The organism is Exiguobacterium sp. s16 (assembly GCF_018618115.1).
Taxonomy (GTDB): Bacteria; Bacillota; Bacilli; order Exiguobacteriales; family Exiguobacteriaceae; genus Exiguobacterium; species Exiguobacterium mexicanum_A.
Genome location: NZ_JACSLM010000003.1, coordinates 104,109 through 129,104 on the forward strand (window position 1 = coordinate 104,109; position 24,996 = coordinate 129,104).

The following is a 24,996-nucleotide window of genomic DNA, read 5'->3' on the forward strand; positions in this document are numbered from 1 at the left end:
TCCTATTCGTGAATCGTCTTCCGGAACCCGTAAAACGGGCGGAAGTTCAGTTTCTCGTAATACGTGTGCGATGAGGCGCTCGCGAGCATCTCAAGGCGTGTCTCGGGGTAGAGCGCATGGACGTGTGACAGCAACCACTCGCCAATTCCGAGGCGACGGTGTGAGGCCGCGATGAGCAGTTCGCACACGTACAGGCTCACGGCCGTGTCGGTCAGCCCCCGCAAGTAGGCGATCACCTGTCCCGACTCTGATTCGACGACATAGGCGACGTTTGATTGCCGCCACGCCTGTTTCGTCAAGTCATGTTGCCGCACGAGTTGATGCCAGCCTTCGGTCTCATTCAACGCTTGGATCTGGTCGAAATCACGTTCTTCGTACGGACGGATGTTCACGAAAACACACCTACTTTCATTTCAATGGCTTTCATCACATCGAACGCACCGTCCGATTCGTTCGAACAGACGATTGAAATGATGTCTGTGGCCGGATAGTAAGCGGAATGAAAACTGACGCCGGGGTCATAGCCCATGACATGATATTTGAACACGTGTCGATTCGCATCCAGTTGGATCCACAGACCGTATCCATAATGTGTTCCTTTGTCGTTCACCTTTACGTGAGGCGTGAGCAAGCGTGATGTCATCTCCTCACCGAGTAGGCGATGACCGAGCAGGGCGCTCCACAGTTTGGCCATGTCTCGTGCCGTCACGAACGCGCCGCCATCCGCGCCGCCTTTGACGGGAATCGAATAGTGGTTCGTCCGCCACGAGCCGTCCGGATTGTCGATATACCCGAGCGCCGTGTTCGCGGGTAAGGCATCGAGGGAGAAATACCCAGAAGCATTCATATTGGCCGGTTTGAAGACGAACTGTTCGATATAGTCCGAGAACGTCAAACCGCTCGCTTGTTCGACGATGAGACCGAGCAGGATATAGCCGGCATTATTGTATTGAAACACGCCACTTTTATGTCGCATCGGCTCGTGCTGGAACATCGGGAGAAAATCACGCAACTGTCTGATTTGATACATCGGACGCTGGCGCCACAATTCCTCGAAATCGTCCATGACAGACTCGTCGAAATAATCGGGGATGCCAGACGTATGGGTGAGCAACTGTTCGACTGTCACCGCCGGGTCGAACGTTGGAAAATCGATGGGGAGGCATTCGCTGAGCGTCGATGTGAATGCCAACTTGCCTTGTTCGATGAGCTGGCAGATGGCGATGGCTGTGAACAGCTTACAGCCAGAGGCGATGCCGAATCGGGTCGACGTTCGATTTTCGATTTGTTCAGCGCGATTTGCGTATCCTTGTTGATGTTCGAACAGGATGTCGTCCTGTCGCATGACGAGAACGGATCCAGAAAAATCAGGCTTGATGGGAAGTTCAGTAAAGTGGTCGTCCAAAAACTTGTTCATCGGGCACCTCCGGAGACTTATCTAGTATTTTTAGCATAGCATACGGCCCATCAATCCCTAACCAGGCAAAAAAATGTCTCCTCTGCCACTGGCGGAGGAGACGCTGTTTATTCACCGATCGCTTCTTCACGCTCGGTTTCTGTCGTATCGAGATTGTTCAAATAAGTCTCATAACGCGGTAACCAATAGCGGTACGACGTCCAGACGAGCCCGCTCGTCGCAACGACCAACAGGAGCGTCGCCGGCCAGAACCAGCTCGAGACGATCCCGTCCGCATAGGCGAGACCGATCGGTGAGAAGACGAAGTAGACGAGCACCATCGATGCAATCAGAATGATCGACGTCGAGATCGCATGGCGCCATGGTTTGACGCGACCGAGGTCGATGCGAATCGGATTGATGTGCTGCATCGGACGAACTTTCGCGAATACGAGCATGATGGCCGTCTCGAGGACGAACAAGATGCCATAGATGTGGATGAAGTTGATTCCGAGGTCGAAGCCGAACCACTGCTCAGTCCCCCAGACGAGGAAGTAGTACGTGACGACGTGGAAGCCGATGACAAGTTTCGCGGCAATCGGCGGCACACGTTTCACGAGCATCCCGATTAGGACAATGACGAGAATCGGGATGTTGAAGAAGCCGGTGAAGCGGCGAATCAAGTCCCAAAGGCCGTCCGGTGCATACATCAAGTTCGGGGCGACGAAGAACGAGACGAGCGCGACGAACGTCCCGAACCATTTGCTGACGCGAATCAAGTCTTTGTCTGACGCATCCGGTTTGAACTTCGGTTTATAAATATCGAGCACGAACAACGTGGCGATACTATTTAGTAGCGAGTTGAACGAGCTGAATACGGCGCCAAGTAAGACGGCGAGGAAAAAGCCCATGAGCCACATCGGCAACAAGTCGGCAATCAAGCTTGGATAAGCGAGGTCGGCCTTGTCGACATTCGTACCATACAGATGGAACGCGATGATTCCCGGGAGCAACATGAAAATCGGGACGAGCAACTTCAAGTAACCGGTGAAGAGCACTCCTTTTTGACCCTCGGCCAAGTTCTTCGCCCCGAGTGCCCGTTGGATGACGTATTGGTTGAGCGCCCAGTAAAATAAGTTCGCAAAAATCATCCCGGTGAAGATGGACAAGAACGGGACGGAGTCGTTCGCTGATCCGATGGCGTTCAGTTTCTCCGGGTTCTCTGTCGCGATCGTCTTCATCCCGTCAACGAGATTGCCGTCACCGAGCGCGATGAAGCCGAGCGTCGGTACGAGGAAACCGATGATGATGAGACCAATCCCGTTCAGCGTATCGGAAACGGCGACGGCGCGAAGTCCGCCGAAAATCGCATAGATGGCACCAATAATCCCGATGAACCAGATGACGAGCCAAAGTGACTGCTCAAAGCTGATGCCGAGCAATTCCGGTACGTCAAACAGTTGGAGGACGGCCAATCCGCCTGAATAGAGCATCGACGGAATCGTGACACACATATAACCGAACAAGAATAACAGGACGGTCAAACGACGAACGTCCTCGTCATAGCGTTGGCTTAAAAACTCAGGAATCGTGGAAATACCGATTCCGAGAAAGCGCGGCAGTAAAAAGAGCGCCATGATGATGGCGGCGATTCCGGCCGTGACTTCCCATGCCATGGCAGACATATTGCCGGCGAATGATTGGCCGTTCAAGCCGATCAGTTGCTCGGCCGACAAGTTGGTCAATAAGAGCGACCCAGCGATGAACAAGCCAGTGAGACCACGTCCGGCCAAGAAATAATCGTCGGCACTCTCGACTTTCCCTTTCGTCATGCGGTATGACACGTATGCGACGAGACCCATGAAGAGAGCCCCTGTGATCAATATGTAAACAACTTGTTGAATGGTCAACGAATATCCCTTCCTCAATCTCTTCTTATTTATAAGTACTTTTCATGAATACCCGTCCTAAATCATGATTATTTCCCATTTTCTCTTTTGTAAAAGAACTGTAATAAATATCACGACAAAAAAGACACCTGAGATGTCAGGTGTCAGAAAAAGCGTAGCAACGAAGTCGCGACCGTGAAATAAATGATCAAGCCGAGGTTGTCGACGACCGTCGTGATGAACGGACCCGACGCCACGGCCGGATCAAGTTTCAATCGATTGATGAGGAGCGGCACGAGCGTCCCGACGATGGTCGCCACGCTGAGTGACGCAAAGATCGACAGACCGACGATCATCCCGATTAAGGCACTGTCATACAAAACGGTGATGACCCCAAAGATGACGACCATGCAGGCGAGACCGAGCAAGACGCCCGTCCCGAACTCACGGCGAATCATCTTCAACACGTTCTTTCGATTGATCGTCCCGAGTGCGATTGAACGGACGGCGACGACGAGCGATTGGGTGGCGGCGTTCCCGGCCGAACCCATGACGAGCGGCATGAAGACAGCGAGCAGGACGATCGCTTCGAGTGTATCCTCGAAGCCACCAATCGTCGACGCGGTGATCATCCCGAGAAACATAAGGCTGATAATCCAAGGGGCCCGTTTCATAGCCGCTTCGACCGGTCCCATGTTGATGTCGGACGATCCTTTTGTCGCTGACAGCTCCTCAAAGTCCTCGGTCGTCTCTCGTTCGATGACATCCATGACATCGTCGACCGTGATAATTCCGAGCAAGTGGTCCTCGCTGTCGATGACAGGCAAGGCCAATAGATCATATTTTTGAACGGTCCGCGCCAAGTCCTCTTGGTCGGCGAGGACGTGGGCCGATACGACGCGTCGGCCCATGATATCCGCAATTTGCACATCGAGCGGGGAGACGATCAAATCGCGTAGCGAGACGACGCCGACGAGCCGGCGATCGGTGTCGATGACATACAGGTAATAGATCGTCTCGGCTTCCGGTCCAAGTTCGCGCAAGTCTTCGAGCGTCGCACCGACGGTCTTGTCCGCTTTTAACACGATAAACTCGGTCGTCATGATGGCGCCGGCCGTATCGTCCGGATAGCGCATTAAGTCTTTGACTTCGGTCGCCTCGGTCTCGTCCATCAACTCGAACAGTTCGTTCATGAAATCGTCCGGGAGCTCGGTCATCAAGTCGGCGGCGTTATCCGAGAACATGTCGTTCAACACGCGTACGGCGAACGGACGCGGCATCTCTTGGATGAACTGTTCTTGTTCATCGAGTTCGAGCTTTTCAAATAGGTCGGTGAACGCTTCCGGGGACAAGGCATCGTAGACGAACTGGCGACCCGGTTGCTCGAGCTCAATGAAGAGGTCGGCTTGTTCGCCCGGATGGAGTGTGAGAAACACGTCGCGGAAATCGACCGGGTCCCCTTTTTGGATGAGCGCTGTCACTTGGGCTTCATGACGGGCGCGTTCTGTACGTTCGATTGCCATCGACTCACTTCCTTTTCACATCATTTGTCTATATTATGTCACGACTTTAGTCGGGCTCAAACAAAATCAAAAAAATGTTATGAATTTTTTTCACAATCTATGCAGTGTGTATACGTCTCTCTCCTCCGATTTGAGGGGACGCACCGTTTCTCGAGTGGTTGTTCATTCATGCCACGTCATCATCTATGCACTTTAGTGTGGAATCCACCACAGTCCAAACGTCGGACTTGCCCAACTCGGAATTGGGTAAGTTGATAATGTAAGGGTAGAAACACACCCGAATCACAAGGAGGAAGCGAGATGATATCGATGACGGATCAACAAACCGCACGGGATACAACGCTGAAACATCCGATCCACGTGTATTCAGAAATTGGTGAACTTAGGACGGTACTATTGAAACGACCAGGGCGTGAACTCGAAAATTTGACCCCAGAATATTTGGAACGACTCTTGTTCGACGACATTCCTCATCTTCCGGTCATTCAAAAAGAACATGACTACTTTGCGAGCGTGCTCCAAAATCGTGGCGTCGAAGTACTCTATCTAGAAAATTTAATGGCCGAAACGTTATCACTGCCAGGGGTGCGCGAACGATTCGTCGCCGATATCTTGGCGGAGTCAAAATCGAATATCAACGGCTCGTACGAGACACTTAAAGAATATTTGCTCGCCTACGACAACGAAAAATTGATTGAAACCGTTATGGCCGGCATTCGCAAGTCTGAGATTAAGCCAGAGAAACGGCGCCACTTGCACGAGATGATTGAGGACACATACCCGTTCTATCTCGACCCGATGCCGAATTTATATTTCACTCGTGACCCATCGGCAGCCATCGGGAACGGGCTATCCATCAACCGGATGAAAGAGCCGGCTCGCCGCCGCGAATCGTTGTTCACGCAATATATTATGCGCTATCATCCGCGATTCGCGAAACACGACATCCCGATCTGGTCGGACCGCGACTACCGCTTCGCGATGGAAGGTGGAGATGAACTCGTTCTCTCGAAAGAAGTCGTCGCCATCGGGATTTCCGAGCGGACGACGGCCCAAGGGATTGAACGGGTCGCTCTCAACTTGTTGAAAAACGGCGGCACGTTCAAGAAAGTCATCGCCATCGAGATTCCGAAGTCGCGCGCGTTCATGCACCTCGATACGGTCTTCACGATGGTCGACCATGACAAGTTCACGATTCACCCGTTCATCCAAGGGCCAGGAGGCAAGATGAACATCTTTGAACTGTCGTTGAACGCCGAGGGTGAACTTCACATCACCCAGCATACGGATCTGTTGAACGTGTTGAAAGCCGCACTCGGTCTCGATGAGATCGTCTTGATCCCATGTGGGGGCGGAGACCCGATCGCCGCTGCCCGCGAACAATGGAACGATGGGTCGAACACACTCGCGATCGCTCCAGGCGTCGTCGTCACGTACGACCGTAACTACGTCTCGAACGAGTTGCTTCGCTCAGAAGGCGTCGAAGTCATCGAGATCATGTCGAGTGAATTGTCGCGTGGCCGTGGGGGCCCACGCTGCATGAGCTGTCCGATTATCCGCAAAGACATTTAACGAGGAGGAAACGAGCATGTCTACAACGTACAACTTTGATTTGAAAGGCCGTCATTTTCTATCATTGAACGATTTTTCAGGGGATGAGTTGAACTATTTGATCGATTTATCGGCCGCCTTCAAACGTCAAAAGAAACAAGGCGTCCCGCATCGAATCTGTGAAGGAAAGAATGTGGCGCTGTTGTTTGAGAAACCTTCGACGCGGACGCGTTGTGCGTTCACTGTGGCGGCCATCGATCTAGGCATGCATCCGGAATACCTCGGGAAATCGGATATCCAGTTTGGCAAAAAAGAATCGGTGCGCGACACGGCGATCGTGCTCGGGCGTATGTTTGACGGCATCCAATTCCGCGGCTTCGCCCATGACACGGTCGAAGGGCTGGCCAAAGACGCCGGTGTCCCGGTATGGAACGGGTTGACGGATTTGTATCATCCAACGCAAATCTTGGCCGACTTCTTGACCGTCAAAGAACAGAAAGGCGAGCTGTCTGGCATCCGCTTCGTCTACGTTGGTGACGGGCGCAACAATATGGGTAACACGCTCCTCATCGGTGGTGCCAAAGTCGGGATGGACATGCGTATCTGTGCGCCGAAATCGCTTTGGCCGTCGGATGAAGTCGTCGATTTTGCCCGCTCGGTCGCTGCCGAGACAGGGGCGAAGATCACGTTGACCGAAAGCATCGACGAAGCGGTCGCCGACGCCGACGTCATCTACACGGACGTCTGGGTGTCGATGGGCGAAGAGGCCGAGTTCGCCGAGCGCATCAAACTGCTTCACCCATATCAAGTGAACATGGACATGCTCACGAAGACGAATAATCCGGACGTCATGTTCCTCCACTGTCTGCCTGCCTTCCACGACTTGGAGACCGAAGTCGGCCGGGCGATCCATGCGGAGTACGGGTTGAGCGAGATGGAAGTCACGGATGAAGTGTTCCGGAGCCGTCACTCCTTCGTCTTTGACGAAGCCGAGAACCGGATGCATACGATTAAAGCGGTGATGGCCGCGACGCTCACCGACACGAACGAATGGCTTGAACGCTGACGGATGGGAGGGGATCTCCCCTCCGGCCCGTACTAAACGAAAGGGATGAGTTCAATGTCTACGAAAATAGCGCATGACTCAAGTGGAACGGCTGGCGTGCAACCAGAGAAGAAAGATCGACGTTTAGGGCTCGGGGCGCTGACGGCACTCGTCGTCGGTTCAATGATCGGCGGCGGCGCCTTCAACTTGGCGGCCGACTTGGCCCAAGGTGCGAACGCGGGAGCGATTTTGATTGGGTGGGTCATCACCGGAATCGGGATTATCGCCCTCGGACTCAGTTTTCAAAATTTGACGATGCGTCGTCCGGATCTCGATGGTGGTGTGTACAGTTATGCCCGTGCCGGCTTCGGTCAGTTTGTCGGGTTCAACTCGGCGTGGGGCTACTGGCTATCCGCGTGGCTCGGCAACGTCGCCTATGCGACGCTTCTGTTCAGTTCGGTCGGCTATTTCTTCCCAATCTTTGAAGGCGGTCAAAACATCGCTTCGATCATTGGTGCCTCGATTATGCTATGGCTCGTGCATTCGTTGATTTTACGTGGTATCCACGAAGCGTCGATGATCAACATCATCACGACGATTGCCAAACTCGTACCGATTTTTGCTTTCATCACCATCACCTTATTCTTCTTCAACCTCGATAATTTCACGTTCGATTTCTGGGGACAGGGTGGTTTCTCATGGGGTAGTGTGAGAGACCAGGTCGTCTCGACGATGCTCGTCACACTATGGGTGTTCATCGGGGTCGAAGGGGCGGTCGTCTTATCTGGACGGGCCCGCAAGCGCTCGGACGTCGGGAAAGCGACGGTCATCGGATTGCTCGGGACGCTCATCATCTATCTGCTCATCTCGGTCATGTCGCTCGGTCTCATGAATCCAGAGAACGTGGCGAACGCCTCGCAACCGGCGATGGCGTACTTGCTCGAGTCAGCGGTCGGACCGTGGGGCGCGATGCTCATCAATGGCGGTCTCGTCATATCAGTTCTCGGAGCATGGCTCGGCTGGACGTTGCTCGCCGCTGAGATCCCATTCGTAGCCGGGAAAGACGGCGTGTTCCCGAAATGGTTCACGAAAGAGAACAAAAACAATGCGCCGGCCAACGCGCTTTGGCTCACGAACGGGTTGATCCAGCTGTTCCTCTTCACGTTCCTGTTCTCGGATGCGGCGTATAATTTCGCGTTCTCGCTCGCCTCGAGCGCCATCTTGATCCCGTACGTCTTCTCGGCCTTCTATCAAGTCAAAGTCGCGAAGAACGGCATCGGCTACAATGCCGGTGAACGTCGGACCCGCGACCTCATCATCGGAGCCGTCGCCTCGATTTACGGGATTTGGCTCATCTATGCGGCCGGAATCGACTATCTGCTCTTGACGACGTTACTGTACGCACCAGGTACGTTGCTCTACATCAAGGCGCAACGTGAGAACGGCATCAAGACGTTGACGAAGACGGAGTGGATCGTGGCCGGTGTCTTGACCGCGCTCGCCATCTTGGCCGTCGTGCGCATCGTCTCAGGAAATATCTCAGTCTTTTGATCGGGGGAAACCAATATGCGGAATAAACGAGTAGTCATCGCACTAGGTGGAAATGCGATTCAACAAGGTAAAGATGCGACGGCCGAGGCTCAAATTCGAGCCGTTGAGGCGACGGCGGAATCACTGGCCGCGCTTGTCGCCGAAGGGATTGAGGTCATCATCACCCATGGCAACGGGCCGCAAGTCGGAAATTTGATGTTGCAGCAGGCTGCGTCGGACAGTCCGGCGACGCCGGCCTTGCCGCTCGACGTTTGCGGGGCGATGACACAAGGGATGATTGGCTATTGGTTCGAGAACGCCCTCACGAAAGCACTGAGATCTCGTGGTTTGGAACGTTCGGTCGCACCGATCGTCACGCGGTCGGTCGTCGACCCGAACGATAGTGCCTTCAGTCACCCGACGAAGCCGATTGGTCCTTTCTATGACGAGGCGGAAGCGCAGCAGCTTGAACGGACGACCGGTTATGTGTTCAAAGAAGACGCCGGTCGCGGCTATCGCCGCGTGGTCCCGAGCCCGTTTCCAGTGGCGATTCTTGAGCACGCGGTCATCCGTGACCTCGTCGCCCATGAGCACATCGTCGTCGCCTCTGGCGGCGGGGGGATTCCTGTCATCGATACAGCCGATGGCTATATCGGCGTCGAGGCGGTCATCGATAAAGATTTTGCCGCTGCGAAACTCGCCGATCTCGTCGACGCCGACATGCTCCTCATCTTGACGGCCGTCGAGCACGTGTTCGTCGATTTCGGGACACCGTCGGCCCGGGCGCTCGAGGAGACTACGAAAGAACAACTCGAGACGTTTATCGCCGAAGGCCAGTTCGCACCGGGCAGCATGTTGCCGAAAGTTCGGGCCGCCCTTCAATTCGCCGAATCAGGACACGACCGGGTTGCCGTCATCACGTCGCTCGAACAAGCCCTTGCGGCGGTCCGAGGTGAGGTCGGGACGCGCGTCCGACTCGCCGCGACGCTCCAACAATAAGCTCAACGCCACAGACATCAGCGTCTGTGGCTTTTTTCCTGAATTGGCTGCTCGTCGTTTTTTATGGTCCGACATGGGGAAGGAATGTTGTATGTCGATTTAGACATTGCTATCATTTTGAGTGTAAACGTTTGCACAATTAAGAAGGGGAGTGACGAAGAGCGGCAACGCTCGATCTTATGCGTCTATTTGAAGAGGAGAACGTCTATACGCAACAAATGAAACCGCAGGCAGATGATCGGGCAATCGTCCAAGGGAGCTGCTATCGCTTCACGGTACTGACGAGCCAACTGATTCGGATGGAGTATGCCGAGGATGGGGTGTTCGAAGACCGGCCGACCCAAGTCGTCTTTAACCGGGCGTTCGCAGTCCCAGAGTTTCGCGTGATTGAGAATGAGACGGAATTGCAAATCATCACGGAGCACGTCCACCTCTACTACACGAAAGGGCCGTTCGCGCCGAACACGCTTTACGTCGACGTGAAAGGGAACTTCAGTACGTATTATAGCCGCTATACGTTTAACGGACCGGAGCGGACGTTGAAAGGGACGGCGCGAACGCTCGACCATGTCGACGGGGCGACCGAACTCGGTGAAGGCATCGCCTCGAAACAAGGGTATGCCGTCATCGATGACTCTGATTCGTTCATCATGACCGAGGACCGTTTCGTCGAACCGCGGCGTAAACATATCCATGACTTGTACTACTTCGGGTATGGGCATGAGTATAAGCGCGCACTCCGTGACTTCTATCAATTGACCGGCCCGACGCCGCTGTTGCCACGAAAAGCGCTCGGCAACTGGTGGAGCCGCTATTGGCGCTACGACGAGACGGAATATAAAGAACTCATGCGTCGGTTTAAGACAGAGGACATCCCGTTCTCGGTCAGCGTCATCGACATGGATTGGCACGTCACCGACGTCCCGGAAGAATACGGGAGCGGATGGACGGGTTATTCATGGAATAAGAACTTGTTCCCGGACCCGAAAGGATTCTTGACGTGGCTCAAGCAAGAAGGGTTGCTCGTCACGTTGAACTTGCATCCGGCGGATGGCGTGCGTGCGTTCGAAGACCAATATGTGGCGATGGCCGAGGCGATGGGCATCGATCCGTCCCAAGGCGACCGCATCCCGTTCGACTTTTCCGATAAACGCTTCATTCAAGCCTATTTCGAGCAGATGCATCATCCGCATGAAGACGACGGCGTCGATTTCTGGTGGATCGACTGGCAACAAGGCTCGACGTCGAAAATGGAAGGGCTCGACCCGCTCTGGATGCTGAACCACTATCATGCGGCCGACATCGCCCGGGATGGCGATCGACCAATCATCTTCTCCCGTTATTCGGGCCCGGGCAGTCACCGCTATCCGGTCGGTTTCTCGGGAGACACGTTGATTTCGTGGGCGTCGCTTGCGTTCCAGCCGTACTTTACGGCGACCGCTTCCAATATCGGCTATGGTTGGTGGAGTCACGATATCGGTGGCCATTACCGAGGCTCAAAAGACGATGAGCTCGCCGCACGTTGGGTCGCGTTCGGTGTGTTCAGTCCGATCATGCGCCTGCACTCGACGTTCAGTACGTTCAACGGGAAAGAGCCGTGGCGCTTCGGTCTCGAGGCGGAGCGGTCGATGAAGACGTTCTTGCGTCTGCGCCATCAATTGATCCCGTACATCTATACGATGAACTGGCGGAACCACGCGGGTGCCTTGCCGCTCATCTTACCAATGTATTATGAACATCCGGACGAGGACGCGGCGTATGAAGTACCGAACGAATACTACTTCGGCAGTGAACTCATCATCTCTCCGATCGTCGAGCCGATGAATAAACAGCTCCACGTCGCAGCGACGAACGTCTGGTTACCAAAAGGTGACTGGTTCGATTTCTTTACCGGTCATCGCTATGCGGGAGAGAAGTCGGTTCGGGTGTTCCGGGGACTTGACGAACAAGCAGTGTTCGCGAAAGCAGGGGCAATCATCCCGATGGCACGGCATTACTCGGGCCGTAACGATACGGATAACCCGGGCGAATTGGAAGTTCTTGTCTTCCCGGGCGCGTCGAATACGTTCACGCTCTATGAAGACAACGGGTCGGACCGTGACTATGAGACGGGTGCTTACGCTGAGACGACGTTCACGCTTGATTGGGAGGAACGGAAGCTCCACATTCACGTTACAGGTGACCGGACCGTCTTGCCGTCTGACCGTAACGTCACGTTACTCCTCCGAGGCGTGACCGGTTCTGGTGAATACAATCGAGAGACCCAGACACTGCGCCTCGAACTCGGTCCGATTGATGAAGAGATGACGGTGTCTCTCCCGGTCGAATTGACGGCGAACGATCACCGGCTCGATCGTTTGTATCGTTTCTTGGACCGCGCCGAGATTTCTTATGATTTAAAAGACAAGTTGTATCGATCGGCGGCAGCGAAGACGCGGCTCGAGGCATGGCTGTTCGATTTGCACGCGCTTGAACTCGACCGTGACCTGCAAGATGCGATCATGGAGTTGATGCTCGATTGAATAACGTGCTGTGACGAAGAGGGTGAAAGCCCCTCTTTTTTTTTGTCAGAAAATCGTTGGATTTTGTAAGCGTTTTCAAATTGAATCCAACTATACTAAAAGGAGAGGCAAGATAGATTGGAGGGTTCAACATGAAACCGAAATGGACCGTAGACGACTTGCGGCAACTCGATGTATTCACCAAATGTACCGCCCGTGAGCTCGAGGCACTGTTGCCCCATGTCTATTGTCGAACGTACCGGAAAGGACAGCTCTTATTCATGGAAGGCGATCCTCGGGAGCGCGTCTACTTTTTAATCAGCGGTTACGTGAAGCTCGAGCGCAACAACGAGACGGCGACCCATCAATATACGGACTACTTGAAACCGAAGCAACTGTTCCCGTATCGTGGCTTGATGACGGAACCGTATTATCAACATTCGGCGGAGGCGTTGACCGATATCGAGGTCATCTATATGCCGACGGACCGATTCGAACAACTCGTCTCTCGGAACGCGTCGATGTTACTCCATATCGTCGGACAGATGAATCGGATTCTCGACTTGCACGAACGACGGGTGCAGGATATCATCACTCCGAGTGCGACCGAACGCGTGCTCAACACGATCCATTACTTGATTGAAGACCTCGGGGAACCGGAAGCAGAGGGGGTTCGCGTCCGGTGTCCGTTCACGACGATTGAAATCTCACGCTTATCCGGTACGTCACGGGAGACCGTGTCGAACATCTTATCGCGCTTACGAAAAGAAGAGGTGCTTCACTTCGATGCGCGTGAATTGATGATTGGCCATCCCGAATACTTTGAACAGACGACGGTATGACGCCACGTGATATACGCGGCGTCTTTTGCATGTCTGGCTAAGCGAAGCGTTCGCCATGGTCGTGTGCATCAGTTATAATTAGTGAGAATCCTCACAAAGAAAAGTTTTGGATAGTATAGAAAGGATGAACGCAGTGAAACGACTGCAAGCTCTCGCTTTAGCTGAAAAACGCCATATCGTCGGACTCGTCATCGCCGCGGTGATGATCGGATTGTCGATTTTGGCGCAGGCGTATTTAATCGTCGATATCGTCGACCAGGTCTTTTTTAAAAATGCATCGTTTGAAAGCATCATCCCGGCGCTCGGCTGGCTCATTCTCGCCCTCGTCACGCGTGCTTTGTTCGGCTACATGTCAGGACGAATCGGAGCTAGTCTAGCGGAGAAAGCGAAACGGACACTCCGGTTTCAGTTGCTTGACCGTTATACATCGAATCCGATCGAGACATCTTTGTCCGGCCAGTCCGGAAAGAAAGTCAGCGTCTTCATGGACGCGGTCGATGAAGTCGACGCCTACTTCAGCCAATATTGGCCGCAAGTCATTCAAACGTCGATCATTCCGCTGCTCATTCTCGTCGTCGTCTTCAGCCAACATTGGATCTCGGGCGTCATCATGATGGTGACGGCGCCGTTCATCCCAATCTTTTTCATTATCATCGGGATTGCGACGCAGAAAAAATCCGAACAACAGATGGAGAAGATGAACCAGTTCTCCGGAAAGTTCTTGGACGTGTTGCAAGGATTGACGACATTGAAACTATACGGTCGGACCGAGCGTGAGGCGCAAGCGATTGAAAAGAGCAGTCTCGACTTCCGCGACGCGACGATGGTCGTCTTGAAGACGGCGTTCTTATCGGGTCTCATGCTCGAGTTCATCTCGATGCTCAGCACAGGGGTCGTGGCGCTCGAAGTGGCGCTGCAAATGGTCGTCTGGCAGAACTTGACGTTCTTCTCCGGCTTTTTGATTCTCGTCTTGGCTCCGGAATACTATTTGGCCATTAAAGACCTCGGCGGTGCGTTCCATACCGGACGCGGCAGCATGGGGGCGGCCGATCGTATTTTCGAGGCGCTCGACGCACCGGATGAACGTCTGCAGTGGGGCGACCGGACGTTGACGAGCCGGACACCCGACCTCGAGCTCGACGAAGCATCATTCGCCTATGAAGGGGGGCGTTTCACGCTCCAGCCTTTAAGCGGCATGATTCCTGCCGGTGCCCACATGGCGCTCGTCGGGGCGAGCGGGTCCGGGAAGACAACCGTCTTGAACGTGTTATCGGGGCTCGTCAAACCTGACAGCGGACGTGTCCTCGTGGACGGTGAACCGCTCGAGACGTACACCGATACGTCATGGTATGACACGATTGGCTATATCTCACAAAATCCGTATTTGTTCGCCGGCACCGTCGCCGATAATATCGCCCTCGGTGAGGCGGCGGACGAAGCGAGCATCCTCGAGGCGGCGACGGCAGCCGGACTGAACGATGTCATCGCTCAGTTGCCGAACGGTCTTCATACCGAACTCGGTGAAGGGGGTTACGGCTTATCCGGAGGTGAACGGCAGCGGCTCGCCTTGGCCCGGGCCTTCTTGAAACGTCCCGGCATCATCTTGTTCGATGAACCGACGACCGGACTTGATTTAGTGACCGAACAAATCGTTCGGCGCTCAATCGATGAGTTGTCACGTGAGTCAACGCTCGTCACGGTCGCGCATCGTCTGCATACGATCAAACAAGCCGATGCGATTTGGTTCATGGACGAAGGGCGTCTCGTCGCCCAAGGCACACATGACGAACTGCTCAGCGTTCCGCAATACGCTGACTTATTCACGCTACAGAAAGGGGTGAGAGGATGAATTCCCTTTGGACGATCACGAAATGGATGATGCGAGAGAAAAAGGATATCATCCTCTCGATCTTCTTTGGTTATGTCGCTGGCATCGCAGCCGTCGCTTTGTTCGCGGCGAGCGGATACCTCGTCTCACGGGCTGGGCTCGTGCCGCCGCTGTATGCGCTCATGGTGCCCGTCGTTTTGATTAAACTGTTCGGTGTGATTCGGGCGAGTGCTCGCTATCAGGAGCGTCTCGCCTCGCACCGGGCGACGTTCACGATTTTGAGCGAACTCCGGGTCCGATTTTATCGTCAACTCGAGCCGCTCGTCCCGAGCATCTTTGCCAAATATCGGAGTGGGGACTTGCTCGCTCGCGTCGTTGGTGACGTCGAGAGCTTGCAGAACTATTTTTTACGGGTGTTCTACCCGCCGATTATCTTGGTACTCGTCTTCTTGAGCACGATTTTCTTCGTCACATACTTCTCGGTCTGGGTCAGCGTTTGGATCTTGTTCGGCGTCTTCGTGACCGGTTTTTTGATCCCGGCCTTCTTCGCCCGTGTCCGTGCCAAGCATGACCGGCAACTCCGTACCTTGCGAGGAGACCTGTCGAGTGGGATGACGGAGATGATGTACGGCTATCGCGACCTGTTGTTGCACCATCGGCTTGGTCAAACGCGCAACGAACTGCTTGAACAGAGCGACCGCTACGCCGATGCCCAAAAACGAGATGTGACGAACCAGTTCTTCAACTCCTCGCTCGTCGTGGCGGCGTCCTTACTCGTCTCATGGGGTGTTTTGGCCATCGGGGCCTATCTTGTCGTCGACGGGGAATTAAATGGCCTCTTCTTGGCCATGCTCATCATGATGTCGCTCACTGCGTTTGAGAACGCGACACCGATGGCAGTCTTCCCAGGTCACTATGCCGACAGCAAGCAAGCGGCCGATCGACTGCTCGAAGTGGTCGAGCCGAGTGAAGCGATTGTCGTTGCCGAGTCGGCCCGTACCGACGTAGCGCTCGAGACAGCACCTGACGTATCGTTCGAACGCGTGAGCTATCGCTACCCGGACACGTTCCGTGACGTGCTGAGCGGCGTCGACGTGACGTTACGAGGCGGTTCAAAGACCGTTATCGTCGGACCGAGCGGCTCAGGAAAATCGACACTACTTCAACTGTTGCTCGCTTTTGTCAGACCTGAGTCTGGTGAGATCCGATTGAATGGACAGCGGTTGGACGATGTGACCCAAGCATCGGTCTGGCGTGAAGCCAGCGTCGTCCTTCAAGAGAACCACTTCTTCTTCGGGACGGTGCGAGAGAACTTGGAGCTCGCCGGTAATTTCTCGGACGCTGAGATGGAAGCGGCGCTCGCGAGTGTCCGCCTCGGTTTCTCGCTCGACGAGCCCGTCCTTGAGAAAGGGGCGAACTTATCGGGCGGCGAGCGGCAACGTCTTGCCATCGCCCGAGCCTTGTTGAAGAATGGATTGCTCTGGATACTTGACGAAGCGACATCGGCGCTCGATGCGCGGACCGAGGCGGACGTATTCGCCGAGATTTTGCGTCAAGCCGATGAAGCGACGCTCGTCATGGTCAGCCATCGTCTGACTGGGCTCGAACGTTTCGATCACATCATCGTCATGGAGTCCGGACGCATCGTCGAGACCGGATCGTATGATGAACTGATGCAGGCACACGGTGTGTTTTATGGATTGAAACAAATCGAACAAGATATCTTTGCATGAAAAAACGAGCGGCTCCGTCGGAGAGCCGCTCGTTTTTTTGGATGGCAAATTTGGGTGCAACAAATGGGGGTTGTCGCATTGCTTTCAAAAAGAGTGTCGTGGAGGGGAATCCACGTGACGTATTGGTTTGGGGAACGTTTACGTCAAGCTTTGGGAGCTACAACTAAAGTATAAGTGATAACGATTCTCATTGTCAATTAGTAAATTGTACAAAAAAACCGCAAACCAAACTGTTTGCGGATCGTTGTCAGCTCGACGGTACGCCCTTACGAAGCGTGAAGCGAAGTAAGCTGAACAAGTAACGAGTATAGAAGAGCGCGAACGCATAAAATACCGCGATGGCAGAAGCACCGAGTTCAACACCTGGAATGTTCATCAAGAACTCGAGGATGAGAATCGACAGCAAGAAAATATAAAGACCTGCATCAAGATAGAGCGGCATCAATTTTCCGCGTTGGTGCCAGAACGTCCGGACGAGCGGTGCGACGATCATCCCGATGATGCGTTCCGCGAACCCGATGCTGAGCACGGCAATCATGAAGGCGGCGACCGTCTCGAACGATACGAGTTCTGAGAAGGCGAACATGGAGATGAGTAGGAGCGGACCGATAAAAATCATCATCGAGAGGGACGTGCGTAAAAAGATAAACAAGTTCCGTTTCATCGTATCGACTCCCCCGAAGAGCGACTGCCGGAACGTCTTGCCACGTTGATAGTCGAGGATGAACGATCCCACAAACATCAAACCGAATAGTGATAACAATACTGTCATGAAATGTGTTTCCCCTTTTTCTGTCCAAATCTATGATCACTGTAAGGATAGTCGAATCAAAGTCTAGCCTAGTGTACCGATTCACTAGTTGAAAGTAAAGCGGGAAAACTGCGGAAAATCGCAATCTTTTGCGAACATGAGGCGCTTTACGACGCCAGAATGAATCGATTTCGTCCCGATTCCTTTGCGTGGTATAACGCTTCGTCGGCATGTTTCAACACGCTGTCGACTTCGATGTCGTTCGAATGGCAGGCCCCGAGCGAAACGGTGATATGAAGCGTCCCCGCACTCGTCTCGAACGGGAACGTCGAGACTTTTTCTCGTATAGATTCAGCGAGGTGAGTCACTTCATCTCGATTGGCGTTCGGCATGATGATTAAAAATTCTTCTCCGCCGAAGCGGCCGACGAGATGACGCTCTTCACTCTCGGCGACGAGCAACATGCCGAGCTCCCGTAAGACGTCGTCCCCGACGTCATGACCGTACGTGTCGTTCACGCGCTTGAAGTGGTCGATGTCGACGAGGATCAAGGCGTATTCTTTGGCTTCGACGTTCAAGTTGGCCATCGCCTCGTTCAATAGACGCCGGTTGGCGATGCCGGTCAACGCGTCGGTCCGGGCGAGTTGTTGCTGATGTTGGACGTTCTCGAAATGACGACGCAACTCTTGGAGCAAACGATACGCGGCACAGGCGCCGCCGTACGCCATGACGACGTAGGCGAGAATGACAGGATAGAACAGTTCGAGCGGCAACGCATAATAGATGGCCGCACCGAAGACGGTGACACTGATCGTCGTGAAGACGAGTAACGTGTTGCGAGTGTTATCGAGTTTTAGCCGCAATAGACTGATGGGAAGGACGAGTCCAATCATCGTCAAGACCGCCAAATAAAAGCCGATATACGCCCCGTCGGTCACCATGAAAAATCGGGCGGTCAGAAAGATGACGGCAGCGACAACCCCGCTGACCCACCCGCCGAACAAGACGGCAAGCGAGATGGGGATGGAGCGCAAGTCGATCAAAATCCCTTCGAGCGGCAGTGCGTTTGCGAGTAAAATCAAGGCGACGATCCCTGTCTGGACGCCAAGCAGGATTCGACCTTTCAACGGTGATTTCGGTGTCAGACGCGGACGATTGCGGAACGGAAGAAATGAGATCGTGAAGAGGGTGAATAGGATACACAAGTTCAGAAAAAACGAGTTGATGATGGTTAGCATGGCTGCATCCCCTTGCGTGAAATGGAAATAATTAGTTTCAGTTTAGCATATTCAAACAGCGTTGACTGCTTATGGAGGAGTGCAATGTGTTCACCAGTCGCGCCAATCTTCCGTCACGTCCTCGTCAGTCTCATAACCGGCTAGAATTGCCCCGGCTTGAATGAAATCGTACAGTTCCTCACGCTCAACCGTCTCGATGAAATGGTCGTGCTCGGCATCGAGCTCGTTCAAGCGCAACACGACGTCGCGGACCGCTGCCAAGACGCTTGCTTCCGTTCCGTCTGCATGTGTCAATGCGGTCACGTACCGTCGGAGCGCGGCGTCAACGGCAAAGATGATCTCGACGGTATACACGTCATCGCCTTCATTCATCCGGTCTTCCCACATCAGTGTCGGGCGATTGGCCCATAACCGTTCAACCTCCATACTAAGTGCCTCCTTCGAAATGAAACATCATCTTCCTCTCTATCATAGCAAACAAATTTGGTATGATAGAAAGAAAGGGGGACTGTCCGTGCGGTATTGGGATCATTTTAAGCGAGCGTTTATTCCGATCGCGCTCATCTTGATCGGGTTGGCCATCTTTTATACATTATCGGCTCGAGGGAATATGGCGTTGACCGTGCTCGGGGCGCTTATCGTCGGCGTCATCTTATTTTTAGTGATGCGGCACATGAATCAGGTCGAAGAAGACTAAGACGAGAACACGTTCGTGGTTCTCGTTTTTTGTTGTCGACGAGATTTTTTGGGTACACTACATAGTAAGGAGGGATTTATTATGGCAAAAGCTACATTTGCGGGAGGCTGTTTTTGGTGCATGGTCAAACCGTTTCATAAATACGAAGGGGTCGAGCGCGTCATTTCCGGCTACACGGGCGGGCACGTCGACAACCCGACCTATCAACAAGTCTGTTCGGAGACGACCGGTCACCTTGAGGCGATCGAGGTCACGTTTGACCCGGAAGTCATTTCATACGAGGAACTGTTACGCATCTATTGGCGTCAAATCGACCCGACCGATGGCGGCGGACAATTCAATGACCGCGGTGAGTCGTATCGCCCGGCCATCTTCTATCATTCGGAAGAACAGCGCGTAGCGGCGGAACGTTCAAAGCAAGAGATCGAGGACTCAGGCCGATTCGACCGACCGATCGAAGTCGAGATTCGTCCCGCGAAAACGTTTTGGGAAGCCGAAGACTATCATCAAGACTACTATAAGAAAAATCCGTTCCGCTACGAAATGTATCGGGTCGGTTCAGGCCGTGCCAAGTTTGTGAAAGAGGCGTGGAGCGACAAGAAGATTCAGAAAGAACTGAAAGACCGCTTGACGCCAATCCAATATAAAGTCACGCAAGAGAACGGGACCGAGCCCCCGTTTCAAAATGAGTATTGGGACGAGGAACGAGAAGGATTGTATGTCGACGTGATTGATGGTACGCCGCTCTTCACGTCGCGCGACAAGTTCCAGTCGAATTGCGGCTGGCCGAGCTTCGCCCGTCCAATCGAGGAAAAGCGTATCGACATGAACATGGACACGACGCACCATATGGTTCGGACTGAAGTCCGCTCGAAGGGAGCCGACAGTCACCTCGGTCACTTATTCGATGACGGCCCGAAAGAACTAGGGGGTCTGCGCTACTGCATCAACTCGGCAGCACTCCGTTTCATTCCAAAAGAAGAGTTAGAGTCTGCAGGTTATGGAGAGTACAAGCACTTATTCGATGCGTGAAGGGGAGAAGGTCATGTTCACATCCGTCAAACAACAGATCCGTCGTGAGACGCTCGCGACCGTCTTGGATTACTACGACAAATCGATTCGAAACTTGTCTGAAGCGGCTAGAGATGAGAAGTACAACAAGATGAGTGCGACCCCGTTCTCGTTTTTCCGGGGGAGCTCCCACTTGTTCTATTATGACTTTGCGAAAGTACCGCTCGCGTTCGATACCGACGCGTCTCATCCGACGTTCATTCAAGGGGACTTGCATTTTGAAAACTTCGGTGTGTTCGAAGATGGGGCCGGAACCATCATTTATGATGTGAACGATTTTGACGAGGCGTATCTCGGGTCTTATTTGTTTGACGTCCTTCGCATGGCGATCTCGGTCGATTTGTTTGCCGCGGAGTCAGGATTTGATGCGAGGCGAGCCATTGAGACGTATGCAGAGACATACGCGCGTGCGATGGAACGCTATGCGAATGGGAAGGATGAAGATGTTCAATTCACGAAAGCGAACACGTGCAAAGCGATCAAGAAAGTGATTAAAAAGGCAGAGAAGAAGAAAGACGCATTCATGGCGGAGCGAACGGAAGTCCGGGATGAGGAGCGTTACTTCGCGACAAGTGACGACCTCGTCCCGGTCAGTCCGAAGACTGCCAAACAAATCAAACAGGCATGGCCTGACTATTTGGCATCCTTGTCGGAAAAGCATCGTCACCACGCCGACCATTATGAGATTAAAGACATCGCCATCAAACGGGAGAGCGGTACCGCTTCAATCGGGCTCGAACGGTATTATATTTTGATTGAAGGTGCGGACGCTGAACATGACGAGGATATCATTCTCGAAATGAAGCAGGCGCAATCAGCTGTCCCGTCTCTCTTCTTGCCGACGCATCCATTGTTTGAGGACGGGCTGTCCCATCAAGGGGCCCGCGTCATCGCGGCCCAGCGTGCCATGGTGCACAGTCGTGACCCGTATCTCGGCTACTTGACGATTGATGGGAATGAATACTACGTCCGTCAGCGGTCACCGTATAAGCGGAAAGTGAAAGCGAAGCACATCAAGAATGAGGAATCGCTCATCGAGACGTTGAAAGTACAGGCGGAGATCACGGCCAAAATTCATGCGCGAGCGGATGCGGATGCGAACGTGCTCGACTACGAGGCGAGTGAACGGATTGCGGCTGCCATCGGGGCGTCGCGACCGCTATTCATTCGTCAAATCTCGCGTTGGTCCCAATTTTACGCCAATCAAGTCAGGTTCGACTTTGAGGCGTTCCAATCCTGGCTCAAGACGCGTGAGGAGACACGGGTCTGACGAGCACCGGACTTGCGGCCAGGCCCTCATTTGCCTCAGAATGGAACGGTAAAGGATGTGTGCGACGTATGATTACAGAACAGCAGGTCATCACGCAAATGAAACAAGTGATGAGCCAAATTGAACAGTCGAGCGGAGAAACCCAGAAGCGCCATTTGGCCAAACTGATGGGGTATTGCGAGCTGTTGCTCGCCGATTCGGCTCCAACGCAGCCCACTGCGGCTCCCGTGGCCCAACCGACCGAGGCGAAACCCCCGCTTGATCGGCAGATGGCAGCGTTTCTCGGGATTCCTTTAGAAGAGGAAGACAAACCGAAAACCGATTCATTGCTCGACTTCTAAGCTGTGCCCCGAGGCACAGCTTTTTTTTGCGAGCGTTCGCGTTGACTTATATACCATAGGGGGTATAATGGGGTTAACTAAACTATACCTAACGGAGGCGTGACTATGCTTGATTTCTTGTTTGTCGCAGTAGTGATCGGATTGATTTATTTTTGGTGGACGAAGCGAAACAGCGTCAAAACAGTTTCGACGGATGAATTGAAACGGAAGATTGCCGAAGAGCGAAACATTCAACTGCTCGACGTTCGCGAACCACACGAATACCGGGGCGGGCATATCAAGCAAGCAAAAAATGTGCCGTTATCGGGATTCGGGAATGCGAGTGCCCAATATCCGAAAGATAAAGAACGTCCGGTCTACGTCATCTGTCAAAGCGGGATGCGAAGTCAACGGGCCGCGGCCATGTTGAAAAGCGCGGGCTATACGGACGTCTACTCGGTCAAAGGCGGTATGAGTTTCTGGCGTGGCTGACAGTTCTCGGTTGAACATTTGTTCAGCCGTTTTTTTATGGACTCTGAATTTCACTTTTAGAGGTGAGATTTGCCGTGTGACGTTTCCGCTTTCGGAATTGAGGGGATTCTGCTACGGTAGGAGCATAGGAAAGAGAGAGGGGACCAGAACAATGGCAGTCATTTTATTTGATATCGATGGGACGCTCGTTGACACGACCGGACCGATGACGCAAGCAATCCACGAGGCGTTAGAGCAACTTCCACATTTACCGAAACCGAGCGAGGACGCGGTCCGATCGGGATACGGATTGGCCGGTAACGCATTTTGGGAGCACGTCATCCCGGAGGCGACAATCGAGGAGATCCGCCAAATTCGCAAACTTCGTCATGAGACGCTCGAACGAGCGATGGAAGGCCAACACGTCTTGTTCGACGGGATTTACGAGATGCTCGAGGCGCTCCACGCGAAAGGACACACGTTGACGACCGCGAGTAACTGCGGGGTCCATTACTTGAACCTCATGCTCGACTCGCAAAATATCCGCCAGTTCATGACGGCTCCAGAATGTCTTGAATCCGTGAGCGGGGAGAAGAAAGCCGACATTTTGACGGCGCATCGTCTCCGTCACGGCGAGAACGACTATGTGATGGTCGGGGATCGTAAATCTGACGTCGAAGCGGCACGAGCGCATGACTTCCCGGTCGTCTTGACCGGTTTCGGCTTCGGCAACGAAGACGAGTGGGGGCTCGCCGATCATGTGATCGCGACGCCGAACGATTTGATCGCCTTGGTCGAAAAATAAAAAATCCGGTTGAACGCGCGACGTTCAACCGGATTTTTTAGAGTCCAAGCGAAATATATTTTACTTCTAAAAACTCTTCGATACCGTGGTGGCCACCTTCGCGGCCGAGACCGCTCTGTTTCCAGCCACCAAACGGGGCTTGCGGCGTTGAGGGGAGGCCGTCATTGACGCCGACGATGCCGTATTCGAGCGACTCGGCTAAATAGAGGGCCTCGTTGATGTCTTGCGTGAATACATAGGCAGCAAGACCGAACGGGGTCGCGTTCGCCCGTTCAATCACTTCCTCGAGCGAGTCAAACGACGCAATCGGGGCGACAGGACCGAACGTCTCCTCGTTCATGCACAGCATGTCCTCATTCGCATAGCGGACGACGGCCGGCCGGACGAATAGGCCGTCGAGCTGCTCCCCGCCCGTGATCTCGCCTCCGCGGATTTGAGCGTCCTCCAAGTGCTTCATCACTTTCTCGACCGCGGCCTCGTCGATGAGCGGACCGATATCCGTCCCTTCGTCGAGCCCGTTGCCGACTTCGAGCGCTGCGACGGCCTCGATGAATTTTTCGGAGAACGCATCGACGATGGACTGCTCGACATAAATCCGGTTGGCGCAGACACACGTCTGTCCGCCGTTACGGAATTTCGTCGCGACCGCTTGCGGGACAGCCTTGTCGAGATCTGCCTGTGCCGTGACGATGAGCGGGGCGTGACCACCGAGCTCGAGTGAGATTTTCTTCATCGTATCGGCGGCGCCGCGCATGAGCGTCTTGCCGACCTCGGTCGAACCGGTGAACGTCAATTTGCGGACACGGGGGTCGTGTTGCCACGTGTTCACGATGTCAGAAGCTTTCCCGGTGACAAGATTGATGACACCGGGTGGGAAGCCTGCTTTCTCAGCCAGTTTGACGAGTTCGATCGCCGTCAATGGTGTCGCTGATGCCGGTTTCAATACGACGGTACAACCTGCGGCAAGCGCCGGCGCCAATTTTCGGGTGATCATGGCGGCCGGGAAGTTCCATGGGGTGATGGCGGCGACGACGCCGACCGGTTGTTTAATGGCAAAGATGCGTTTCTTGTTTGACGATGCCGGAATCGTCTCGCCGTACACGCGCCGACCTTCCGCGGCGTACCACTCGATGAAGCCGTTCGCATAGCGGACTTCGCCGATGGCTTCTTGGAGCGGCTTGCCTTGCTCTTCGACCATCGTCCGAGCGATGGCTTCCGTATGTTCATCGATCAGGCGGTTCCATTCGAGCAGGAGGGCGCCTCGTTCTTCTGCCGTTTTCTCTTGCCAGTCCTTCAAGGCGTCGTGGGCGGCATCGACAGCCTGTTTCGCTTCGGCGGTGTCGCTCTTTGTCACCGTGGCCATAATGTTGCCGGTCGCGGGATTCCGCACCTCGATCGTGTCCGATGTATCAATCCATTCTCCGTTGATGAAATTGTTCTCCACTCGCATCTTGATTTCCCCTTTCGTCTAGGTGCACATTAAGAAGGTACCCGATTTCAAAAATCATACACAATTTTACAACGGGGGAGGGATCG

22 protein-coding genes are annotated in these 24,996 nt (G+C 53.8%); 14 read left to right on the forward strand and 8 right to left on the reverse strand.

From position 1 onward, the window contains the following. Nucleotides 1-2: 2 nt before the first annotated feature. The 4 genes from KNP86_RS07520 to mgtE all read right to left on the reverse strand — a co-directional run bounded on the left by KNP86_RS07520 (nt 3) and on the right by mgtE (nt 4,808). Entirely contained in the window at nt 3-392 is a 390-nt protein-coding gene (locus KNP86_RS07520; RefSeq protein WP_214753533.1) for a GNAT family N-acetyltransferase, read from the reverse strand. After that, entirely contained in the window at nt 389-1,417 is a 1,029-nt protein-coding gene (locus KNP86_RS07525; protein ID WP_214753535.1) for a serine hydrolase domain-containing protein, read from the reverse strand. Before KNP86_RS07525 ends, KNP86_RS07520 begins: the two co-directional genes overlap by 4 nt. A 107-nt stretch (nt 1,418-1,524) precedes the next feature. Further along, complete coding sequence (locus KNP86_RS07530; RefSeq protein WP_214753537.1) at nt 1,525-3,306, reverse strand: solute:sodium symporter family transporter; 1,782 nt, start codon at nt 3,304-3,306, stop codon at nt 1,525-1,527. Between the two features lie 143 nt (nt 3,307-3,449). Further along, nucleotides 3,450-4,808, reverse strand: a complete 1,359-nt coding sequence (mgtE, locus tag KNP86_RS07535; RefSeq protein ID WP_034779515.1) for a magnesium transporter — start codon at nt 4,806-4,808, stop codon at nt 3,450-3,452. Nucleotides 4,809-5,150: 342 nt separating this feature from the next. Between mgtE and arcA the strand changes: the two genes are divergently transcribed. From arcA to cydC, 8 genes are all read left to right on the forward strand, one after another. Beyond that, the gene (arcA, locus tag KNP86_RS07540; RefSeq protein WP_214753824.1) at nt 5,151-6,380 is read left to right on the forward strand and encodes an arginine deiminase; all 1,230 of its coding nucleotides are present in this window, start codon (nt 5,151-5,153) and stop codon (nt 6,378-6,380) included. A gap of 16 nt (nt 6,381-6,396) precedes the next feature. Next, the gene (argF, locus tag KNP86_RS07545; protein WP_214753539.1) at nt 6,397-7,425 is read left to right on the forward strand and encodes an ornithine carbamoyltransferase; all 1,029 of its coding nucleotides are present in this window, start codon (nt 6,397-6,399) and stop codon (nt 7,423-7,425) included. 54 nt (nt 7,426-7,479) lie between these two features. After that, entirely contained in the window at nt 7,480-8,955 is a 1,476-nt protein-coding gene (arcD, locus tag KNP86_RS07550) for an arginine-ornithine antiporter (protein ID WP_214753541.1), read from the forward strand. Nucleotides 8,956-8,970: 15 nt separating this feature from the next. Then, complete coding sequence (arcC, locus tag KNP86_RS07555; protein WP_214753543.1) at nt 8,971-9,933, forward strand: carbamate kinase; 963 nt, start codon at nt 8,971-8,973, stop codon at nt 9,931-9,933. Nucleotides 9,934-10,112: 179 nt separating this feature from the next. Next, nucleotides 10,113-12,455 carry a glycoside hydrolase family 31 protein gene (locus KNP86_RS07560; RefSeq protein ID WP_214753545.1) on the forward strand — a complete coding sequence of 781 codons (2,343 nt, stop codon included), beginning with the start codon at nt 10,113-10,115 and terminating at the stop codon, nt 12,453-12,455. Between the two features lie 131 nt (nt 12,456-12,586). After that, complete coding sequence (locus tag KNP86_RS07565) at nt 12,587-13,276, forward strand: Crp/Fnr family transcriptional regulator (protein ID WP_214753547.1); 690 nt, start codon at nt 12,587-12,589, stop codon at nt 13,274-13,276. Between the two features lie 124 nt (nt 13,277-13,400). Then, nucleotides 13,401-15,125, forward strand: coding sequence for a thiol reductant ABC exporter subunit CydD (gene cydD, locus KNP86_RS07570; protein ID WP_214753549.1), 1,725 nt, complete (start codon nt 13,401-13,403; stop codon nt 15,123-15,125). Next, nucleotides 15,122-16,837 (forward strand): thiol reductant ABC exporter subunit CydC, encoded by a 1,716-nt coding sequence (gene cydC / locus KNP86_RS07575; RefSeq protein ID WP_214753551.1) that lies wholly within the window; start codon nt 15,122-15,124, stop codon nt 16,835-16,837. The genes cydD and cydC overlap by 4 nt, the downstream gene beginning before the upstream one ends. 247 nt (nt 16,838-17,084) lie before the next feature. On the opposite strand, the gene KNP86_RS07580 is transcribed toward cydC, so the two are convergent. The 3 genes from KNP86_RS07580 to KNP86_RS07590 all read right to left on the reverse strand — a co-directional run bounded on the left by KNP86_RS07580 (nt 17,085) and on the right by KNP86_RS07590 (nt 19,252). Then, entirely contained in the window at nt 17,085-17,609 is a 525-nt protein-coding gene (locus KNP86_RS07580) for a hypothetical protein (protein ID WP_138858668.1), read from the reverse strand. 146 nt (nt 17,610-17,755) lie between these two features. Beyond that, nucleotides 17,756-18,826, reverse strand: a complete 1,071-nt coding sequence (locus tag KNP86_RS07585; protein WP_214753553.1) for a GGDEF domain-containing protein — start codon at nt 18,824-18,826, stop codon at nt 17,756-17,758. A 90-nt stretch (nt 18,827-18,916) separates the two neighbouring features. Next, nucleotides 18,917-19,252: a hypothetical protein gene (locus tag KNP86_RS07590; RefSeq protein WP_214753848.1), complete on the reverse strand. Its 336-nt coding sequence runs from the start codon at nt 19,250-19,252 to the stop codon at nt 18,917-18,919. Between the two features lie 88 nt (nt 19,253-19,340). Here KNP86_RS07590 and KNP86_RS07595 point away from each other — a divergent pair, with 88 nt between their 5' ends. From KNP86_RS07595 to KNP86_RS07620, 6 genes are all read left to right on the forward strand, one after another. Next, nucleotides 19,341-19,523, forward strand: coding sequence for a hypothetical protein (locus tag KNP86_RS07595; RefSeq protein ID WP_138858671.1), 183 nt, complete (start codon nt 19,341-19,343; stop codon nt 19,521-19,523). Nucleotides 19,524-19,604: 81 nt separating this feature from the next. After that, nucleotides 19,605-20,555 carry a peptide-methionine (S)-S-oxide reductase MsrA gene (msrA, locus tag KNP86_RS07600; protein ID WP_029594568.1) on the forward strand — a complete coding sequence of 317 codons (951 nt, stop codon included), beginning with the start codon at nt 19,605-19,607 and terminating at the stop codon, nt 20,553-20,555. A gap of 13 nt (nt 20,556-20,568) precedes the next feature. Further along, nucleotides 20,569-21,864 carry a DUF2252 domain-containing protein gene (locus tag KNP86_RS07605; RefSeq protein WP_214753555.1) on the forward strand — a complete coding sequence of 432 codons (1,296 nt, stop codon included), beginning with the start codon at nt 20,569-20,571 and terminating at the stop codon, nt 21,862-21,864. 68 nt (nt 21,865-21,932) lie between these two features. After that, a complete protein-coding gene (locus KNP86_RS07610) occupies nt 21,933-22,205 on the forward strand; it encodes a DUF5327 family protein (protein WP_029594570.1) in 273 nt (90 codons plus the stop codon). Nucleotides 22,206-22,310: 105 nt separating this feature from the next. Beyond that, complete coding sequence (locus tag KNP86_RS07615) at nt 22,311-22,676, forward strand: rhodanese-like domain-containing protein (RefSeq protein WP_035385631.1); 366 nt, start codon at nt 22,311-22,313, stop codon at nt 22,674-22,676. A gap of 151 nt (nt 22,677-22,827) precedes the next feature. Next, a complete protein-coding gene (locus KNP86_RS07620; RefSeq protein ID WP_214753557.1) occupies nt 22,828-23,460 on the forward strand; it encodes an HAD family hydrolase in 633 nt (210 codons plus the stop codon). Between the two features lie 37 nt (nt 23,461-23,497). Here the strand turns inward: KNP86_RS07620 and KNP86_RS07625 are convergent, their stop codons facing one another. Then, nucleotides 23,498-24,910: an NAD-dependent succinate-semialdehyde dehydrogenase gene (locus KNP86_RS07625; protein ID WP_034779490.1), complete on the reverse strand. Its 1,413-nt coding sequence runs from the start codon at nt 24,908-24,910 to the stop codon at nt 23,498-23,500. Nucleotides 24,911-24,996 lie beyond the last annotated feature (86 nt).